The 1,582-nt window shown below is 65.0% G+C and carries 1 pseudogene; it reads right to left on the bottom strand.

The features are described from left to right. Window positions 1-1,574, bottom strand: a pseudogene (locus HF886_RS20830) (amino acid adenylation domain-containing protein); the annotation flags it as partial. Window positions 1,575-1,582 lie beyond the last annotated feature (8 nt).

Below are 1,582 nucleotides of genomic sequence, written 5' to 3'. Positions count from 1 at the left end.
GACACGGCCGCCTGCAACGCATCGACATCCAACGAGCCCGACAACCTGATTACGGCCGGAATGTTGTTCGCCCCCGACCCCGGATCCAACCGGTTGAGGAACCACATCCGCTGCTGCGCCAGCGACAACGGAATCTGCGCCGGCCGAACCCGAGCAACCAACGGCACCCCGGCATCACCAGCGGAGAGCTGCTCCAGCCGCCCCGCCAGCTCCCCGACGGTGGACGCCTCGAACAACACCCGCACCTGCACCCGGGTATCGAGTGCCGCGCCCAGGCGCGCGACCACCTGGGTCGCAATCAGTGAGTTTCCACCCAAGGCGAAGAAATCATCATCGAGCCCGACCCGCTCGACACCGAGCACCTCGGAAAACACCGACGCCACAACCTGTTCGACGGTTGTCTGCGGCGCCCGGAACTCCCGAGCCTCGAAGACAGGGGAAGGCAACGCCTTGCGATCGAGCTTGCCACTGCTGTTGAGCGGGAACTCATCGAGCACCACCATCGCCGACGGCACCATATAGCCCGGCAACACCGCACCCAACCGACGCAACAACACCACAGAATCCACCGACGCACCCGCAGCCGGCACCACATACGCCACCAACTGCTCACCCGCATGCGCATCCGAACGCACCAGCACCACAGCCTGACCGACACCATCCAAGCCCAGAAGAGCAGATTCGATCTCACCGAGCTCGATCCGCAACCCCCGCAACTTCACCTGAAAATCGGAACGACCGATGTACTCCAACGCACCATCGGCATTCCACCGCACCAGATCACCCGTGCGATAAAGACGCTCCCCCGCACCGAACGGCGACGCCACAAACCGCTCCGCCGACAAATCCGGCCGACCCACATACCCACGAGCCAACTGCACACCCGACAAATACAACTCACCCGCCACACCCACCGGCACCGGCGCGAGTCGGCTGTCGAGCACAAACACCTGCGTATTCCACACAGGTGTCCCGATCGGAACCGCACCCGCACTACCCGCCTCGGCCGGCCCCGCCGTGACATGCACCGTCGCCTCGGTCGGGCCGTAGAGGTTATGGAGCTGCGGTAGCCCGAGGGCAGCGCATTGATCGGCCAGTGGCGCAGGGAAGGCTTCGCCGGCGACGAGGACGAGCCGCAGCGACGCGCACTCCTCGCGCGTGGCGACAGCAGCGAACACCGCAAGCATCGACGGCACAAACGACGTCGCAGTAATCCGCTCCCGACCGATCACGCCAGCAAGATACGCCGGATCCCGATGCCCATCAGGGCTCGCGATCACCACACGCGCACCCGCCGCCAACCCGCCGAACAGCTCCCACACCGACACATCGAACGTGAACGGCGTCTTCTGCAACACCACATCTTCCGGCGACAACCCGTACTCGGCTGTCAACCACGACACCTGATTGACCACCGAACAATGCGACACCGCCACACCCTTCGGCCGCCCCGTCGACCCCGACGTGAAAATCACATACGCCGTATTCGACGGCCGCACCGGCGCAATCCGCTCCTCGTCCGAGACCGGCGCGGCCGACACCTCGGCAAGATCGAGAGTGTCGATCGACACCACCGGCACCG

This window comes from Rhodococcus sp. 105337 (genome assembly GCF_012844225.1).
In the GTDB taxonomy this organism is placed as follows: Bacteria; Actinomycetota; Actinomycetes; order Mycobacteriales; family Mycobacteriaceae; genus Rhodococcus.
This window is presented reverse-complemented; position numbering and strand designations above follow the sequence as displayed.